The organism is Microcoleus sp. BM001215392 (assembly GCF_036700185.1).
GTDB lineage: Bacteria > Cyanobacteriota > Cyanobacteriia > Cyanobacteriales > Microcoleaceae > Microcoleus.
Genome location: NZ_JAUBOJ010000056.1, coordinates 1 through 5596, shown reverse-complemented (window position 1 = coordinate 5596; position 5596 = coordinate 1). Strand labels below are relative to the sequence as shown.

Sequence of the window (5596 nt, the reverse complement as noted above, 5' to 3'; positions counted from 1 at the left end):
GGCAGTGGGCAGTGGGCAGTGGGCAGTGGGCAGTGGGCAGTGGGCAGTGGGCAGTTGGCAGTTGGCAGTTGGCAGTTGGCAGTTGGCAGTGGGCAGTGGGCAGTGGGCAGTGGGCAGTGGGCAGTTGGCAGTGGGCAGTTGGCAGTTGGCAGTTGGCAGTTGGCAGTTGGCAGTTGACGCATCGGTGCGTCGAAATCCGGTTTCTGCGAGTTTTGCATTTTGTGACGAGAAATCTCTGAAGAAACCGGGTTTCTGAGGGCGCAAGTGCGATCGCGAAATACAATTTTCAGTTGTTAGCGGTCAGTTTTTTGCGAAAATGAGATGCTCCCCTGCCAACTGCTTTCCTAACAACTGCTTTCCTAACAACTGCCCACTGTCAACTGTCAACTCTCAACTGTCAACTGCTTTCTGGCGATCGGAATTTCGATCGCAAATTCAGTACCCAGCCCAACTTCCGAAACGCAGTTTAGCCGTCCCCCGTGCTTTTCCACAACTAAGTGGTAAGAAATAGACAGTCCCAACCCAGTACCCTTACCGACTGGTTTGGTTGTAAAAAACGGGTCAAATAATTGGCGGCGGATCTCCTCCGGGATGCCCCCGCCGTTGTCGGAAATGCGGATCGCCACAAAACCCCCACCAACAACTTCAGTGCGAATTGTAATAGCGGGAAGAGCCGGATAATTAGGAATTGATGGCAGCGGATTTTTCCCATTTCCCTTTCCCCATTGACCCTTCTGGATTGCTTCATCCAAAGCATCAATACTATTACCGAGAATATTCATAAACACTTGATTTAGCTGACCTGTGCAGCACTCGATGCCAGGCAAAGATCCGTATTGCTTAATAATTTGAATACCTGGATGTGCGCCTTGAGCTTTGAGCCTGTGCTGCAAAATCAACAAAGTGCTATCGATGCCTTCGTGAATGTCAACGAGTTTGATGTTGGATTGATCCGATCGCGAAAAATTGCGCATCGATAAAACTATTTGGCGGATGCGATCGGTTCCTACCTGCATCGAAGAGACGATTTTAGATAAGTCTTGCACCAAAAAATCGATTTCCATATCTGCTGCTGCTTCGCGAATTTCCGAGACTGGTTCGGGATAGTGATGCTGGTAAAGTTCCAATAGTTGAATTAATTCTTTGATGTAATGACTGGTGTGGGAAAGATTGCCGTAGATAAAATTAACCGGATTGTTAATTTCGTGGGCGATACCGGCAATCATTTGTCCCAAAGAAGACATTTTTTCGGTGTGGACTAATTGAGTTTGAGTTTGCTGCAACTTCCGCACAGTTTCCTCTAATTGCTGCGCTTGATTTTTTAAGCACGTTTGCTTTTTCCGCAGCACTTCTTCTACTCGCTGACGCTTGATAATATCTCGTCTCAATAATTCATTTGATTCTAAAAGTTGAGCGGTGCGCTCTTCTACTTGTTTTTTTAAGTCGTCGTGAGCTTGGCGCAGGGCTTCTTGGGCGCGCTGGCGCTCGCAAATTTCTTGCTGTAAAAGTTCGTTGGTTTTTTGGAGTTGGGCGGCTCTGTCGTCTACTGCTTGCTGCAAAAGCTCGATCGTCCCGTACATTTCAGATTGGTTAAAAACTTGCGGCAAATTTGCCATAGAAATAACTCCCAAAAGCTCTCCCTGACTGCCAGATACTACCAAACGGCACACGGAGTGCCGCTGCATTTCCTGGTGGGCGCCAAACAGGGAATCGGTGGGAGATATGCAAAATAAAGGCGAACTCATCGCCTCAGTTGCCGAGATTTCGGAGAGGTTTAATTCGAGGGCGTGAAACTGTACAATGTCGCGCTCGGTGACAATGCCGATCGGCATTGGGTTATTTTCTATGGGTACTATTGGTAGGATTTTCCGCTGTGGATGCTGAATTGGCTCTTCGACAATGACGACGCAACTAACTTGATTTTTGACCATGAGCTTGGCTAAATCGAGGGCTGAGGCAGTCTTTGGGGCACAAATGACTTCTTTTGTCATGACATCTGCCACACAGCGCAAATTGGTTAGCAAGTTCACCGGTTGCAGGGCTTCGTGAATGGCTTCGCGGGTGATGATACCAAGAAGTCGCGAGTCATCATCGACTATAGGTAAATGGCGGATGGAGTGCTGGCGCAAGGTGAAGATTGCTGTGAAGATATCTTGAGACTCGGATTGTTTGAGGGTGATGGGCGATCGAGTCATTACGTCGGCAATTGTCAGCCCTACCGCACAATTTACCAGAGTAGTTAGCTTGACGATATCTCGTTCTGTGAAAATGCCGATCGGGCGATTATCTTCGACGACTAAGACGCAACTGCGCTTTGCTGGGAGGGGAAGAGCCTTTTGTTTTTCGCTACATAGCTGACATGAGACGCGCGTCGGGTTCATGAGAGCCAAGACTTGGGCGATCGGGGTTTCTGGGCCGACTGTGAGGGGATGGCGATCGATCGATCGATCTAAAGGTGACGAGTAAATCGCCGGGTTCTTGGCTTCTACAGGGGGTTCTGATGGTTTAATTGCTAGCTGCGGAACTGAATTTAAGAAATGTTGTAGTTGTTCTTCTTGTAGCATGGTTGATTATTAATTTTGCTTAATGAATTGTTACAATTTTGCAGACATGGGTTTGCAGACTTAGCATTAATTAAGCGGGCGACTGATTGTCGATGCCTTAAATCTGATTGCTAGAAACCCGTTATTTAATTTTTATTTGTTTAATTCCTATGTCGTGGACACCGTTAAATCATCGAATTCATCACTTGCCACTCATCCTTGCAGGCCCGATTTTGCGCCGGACAGAAAGTGGGGCCGTGACAGTTTGGCTGGCTCTGAAAGCACCCCGACAAGTCGAACTCAAGGTTTTTTCGACCCAGGGCGGCAACGGCGAAATTGTCGGTGCGCCCTTGCTCGAAGGTGCGAGCTCTACCGTGCAGCTTGGCAAATATCTGCACGTAGTTGCGGTGACGGCTAAACCGATCGACAGCAATCTATTGACATCTGGGCAAATTTATGCTTATGACATTGAGTTTGCTGGGAGTCGCGAGTCGCAGTCGGTTGCAGTCCCTGAAAATGAGAAACAAAATCTCCTTTCTTGTCTGTGGGCGGACGGCACAGATTTGTCGGCTTTGGGGCCCTCGACGATTAGTTATTTCGCTCACGGGTTGCCTACTTTTGCCTTGCCACCGAGGGATTTAAACTATTTGCGTATAGTGCACGGCTCTTGTCGCAAGCCCCACGGAGACGGCAGAGATGCGCTGCCAATCTTGGATAATGCGATCGAACAGTTTGCAGGTATGGCGAATTTTCGGCCCCACCAACTGTTTTTAACAGGCGACCAAATTTACGGCGATGACGTTGCCGATGCGATGCTGTGGGCCTTGACTGATGCTGGCGATACACTGTTGGGCTGGGAAGAAAGTTTACCCCTGATGGATGACGCCCAAATAAAAAAGAATTTGTGTACCAGTATACCTAAAAACTCGCCAAATAAAAATGTAATTCGTGCAGAAAGGGAAATTTTTAGAGAGGTGCCAATTCAGAAAGCCTCTGATGCTGAGTTTGAGTACAAAAAAACAATTGAGTTACAGCCGGGGACTCGCAGCGATATTGCTAGAGATTTTGGCGGTTTTACGGCGATGTTGGTGAATAAACCGGACAAAGCTAAAAGTCACTTGTTTGGTTTGGGCGAATATTGCGCGATGTATTTGTTAGTTTGGTCTCCTGTGCTTTGGTGCGATAGTTTTCCCAAGGGTAAGGATATTCGTCAAGATTCTAAACAAGCAAAAGTCTGGGATAGAGAAGTTGTTGAACTTGACGGTTTTTGTCGCAATTTGTGGAGGGTGAGGCGGGCGCTGGCTAATATTCCGACTTATATGATTTGCGACGATCATGATGTTAGCGATGATTGCTTTTTGAATCGGGAGTGGTGTTATCGGGTGCTGGGTAAGCCGCTGGGCCGCCGGGTGGTACAGAATGCTTTGCTGGCTTATGCTGTGTTTCAGAGTTGGGGAAATACTCCCGCACAGTTCGAGGATGGAAGAGTAGGAGATAAGTTATTAAAGGCTACGGAAAAGTGGTCAAATTCGGCGGGGACTGATGTTGCTATTTGGGAGGATGCTGGTAAGTATTTGGGAATTCCAGGGGTTGATGTTGAAACTAATTTGCCGAAGTTTAAGTTGGATGAGGATGTTTTGATTTTGGATCGAGATGATGAGGTTTTGAATTGGCATTTTACCGTGAGAAGTTTTAAGCATGAGGTGATTGTGCTGGATACGCGGACTTGGCGGGGCTATCCAGTGGAAAGTGCGATCGCGCCGCCGATGCTTTTGACTCACAAAGGTTTTGAGGAGCAAATTCAGCAGCCTTTGCGGGAGACTGATTTGCTGAATAAAAGTGGAGAATTTGCGATCGAGGCGACGCTGGTTGTGGTGCCGACAAATTTGGTGGGTTTGTGGATTATTGATGCGGTGCAAAGGCGGGATGTGGAACAGGGGAAGGTTTTTAATAGTGATGCGGGGGATGCTTGGAATTTTCATGAGTTGGCTTTTGTGAAGCTGTTGTCGGAGTTTTTTAAGCAGCGCGATCGGGTGATTGTTTTGACGGGGGATATTCACTATGCTGCTGCTGTGCGGCTGAGGTATTGGTCGGATTGTCATTTTGGCGATTCTCGCCCTGAAATTGAGCGTTTGTCGTCTGTATCTGGGGTGAATGGAGAGATGAAAATTGCGGGTAAAAGATTGTCTGTGTTGGCGCAGTTAACGGCTAGTGCTTTCATTAATGAGGAGTGGACAACTCATGTAATTCATACTAAGATTAAGTCGCTGTTTCCCGAGCGATCGCACGAATGTTTGGGATGGAATGAGCCGCTGGAGTTGGTGAAGATTCCGAGACGCGGCAGGAAGAAGGCTGTGGCTGCTGCTGTGAGGGATAGGCAATCTTTGCCTGATTGGGGTTATCGAGTTGATTGGATGAAGCGACAAAAATCTCGGGTATTTTTACAGGATGAAGACGGTGATATGTCAAGTATATTGCCTAAAAATAAACCGTTGTTACTGTTGCGTCGTTTGTGGAATTTGATAGCGCTGTTGTGGCGGAATCGGTGGCTGCAAGAGGGTGATGAGATTGTGGGTTATGGCAATATTGCGATCGTCAGTTTTCAGTGGCCGGATGATGCTGATGGGGAGAAGGCGGTGATTCAAAGTGTTTATTGGCGGCCGCTGTGGGCACCGGATAGTGTGGTTTACAGTCAGTATTTTGTGCCGCTGGGATTGGATGGGGATGATTAGATTTCTGGCGGTTGGAAAGGCGATCGACCATTAACCCAAAAATGCGATCTAATTATTCGTAGGGGCTCTCGCATTTGGGCGACAATTTAGAACAAAAAACCCAAGATTTCAGACCCAAATGCTTCGCCCTGGCCCCACGAAAGGATCTCGATCGCAACACCGACTATTTGTCAAAACGAAATATGCGGTGACATCGCACATCAAGCAAAATATTTGGTAATTATGACTTGTCTGTGGGGCAGGGTGAAGCATTCGGGTATTAGATGGTAGGTTGGGAATCAACAATTTTCGCCCGAATGCTTCACCCCTACAAATTGATTG

Annotated in this window: 2 protein-coding genes and 1 pseudogene; 2 read left to right on the top strand and 1 reads right to left on the bottom strand. The window is 47.5% G+C overall.

All coding sequences use genetic code 11. From position 1 onward, the window contains the following. A pseudogene (locus QT974_RS09190) lies at positions 1–239 on the top strand (hypothetical protein); the annotation flags it as partial. 144 nt (positions 240–383) lie between these two features. On the opposite strand, the gene QT974_RS09185 reads toward QT974_RS09190, so the two are convergent. Beyond that, positions 384–2564: a CBS domain-containing protein gene (locus QT974_RS09185; protein ID WP_333468201.1), complete on the bottom strand. Its 2181-nt coding sequence runs from the start codon at positions 2562–2564 to the stop codon at positions 384–386. A gap of 149 nt (positions 2565–2713) precedes the next feature. Here QT974_RS09185 and QT974_RS09180 point away from each other — a divergent pair, with 149 nt between their 5' ends. Next, the gene (locus QT974_RS09180; protein WP_333468200.1) at positions 2714–5275 is read left to right on the top strand and encodes a PhoD-like phosphatase; all 2562 of its coding nucleotides are present in this window, start codon (positions 2714–2716) and stop codon (positions 5273–5275) included. Positions 5276–5596 lie beyond the last annotated feature (321 nt).

Coding starts and splice junctions, on each gene's coding strand:
- QT974_RS09185 (WP_333468201.1), bottom strand. CDS start 2,564: ATGCTACAAGAAGAACAACTACAACATTTCTTAAATTCAGTTCCGCAG.
- QT974_RS09180 (WP_333468200.1), top strand. CDS start 2,714: ATGTCGTGGACACCGTTAAATCATCGAATTCATCACTTGCCACTCATC.